Genomic DNA, 808 nt, shown 5'->3' on the forward strand with positions numbered 1-808 from the left:
AACCAATGAAAAACTTGCCCGTATGACATTGCGCAAATCTGCCGGGGCGGTCAGTTGGCTTGAAGAACGAGGCGTACAGTTTCAACCACCCCTTGGCGGCACTTTACACCTGGGGCGGACAAACGCGTTTTTCATGGGGGGTGGAAAACAACTGCTAAATGCGCTTTATCGCCACGCTGAAAAACTGGGCATCGAAATTCACTATGATGCAATGGTAACCGGCATCGATATCCGGAATGGCGAATTTAAAAGCCTTCGTATCAGGGATGACACTGTTTCAGCCACGGCGTTTATTGCGGCCGCGGGCGGATTTGAAGCCAATATTGAATGGCTTAAAGAAGCCTGGGGCGACATCGCCGAAAATTTCCTGATCCGCGGCACACCTTATAATCGAGGCGATCTTTTAAGGATGCTGCTTGATAATGGTGCCAGCCAGATCGGGGAACCCAATCAGTGCCATGCCGTTGCCATTGACGGGCGCGCGCCAAAATTTGATGGCGGCATTTGCACCCGCGTTGATTGTGTGTCGCTTGGTATTGTGGTCAATGAAAATGCCAAGCGTTTTTACGACGAAGGTGAAGATTTCTGGCCCAAACGCTATGCCATTTGGGGACGACTGGTCGCAGATCAGCCAGGGCAGGTCGCCCATGTGATCATTGACCAAAAAGCCAAAGGCGGCTTCATGCCCCCGGTATTCCCCGCCGTTATTGCCAATACCATTAAGGAACTGGCCGAAAAAATCGGCCTGGACCCCGATGTGTTGGAGCAAACTGTTTCGAACTTCAATAACGCGGTTCAACCCGGTGAT

General features: G+C 51.6%; 1 protein-coding gene. It reads left to right on the top strand.

The window, feature by feature from the left end:
* Positions 1 to 808: FAD-binding protein (locus THS27_RS26330; RefSeq protein WP_139835777.1), on the top strand; the 808-nt coding region annotated here is incomplete at both ends.

The organism is Thalassospira sp. MCCC 1A01428 (genome assembly GCF_002115825.1).
Taxonomy (GTDB): Bacteria; Pseudomonadota; Alphaproteobacteria; order Rhodospirillales; family Thalassospiraceae; genus Thalassospira.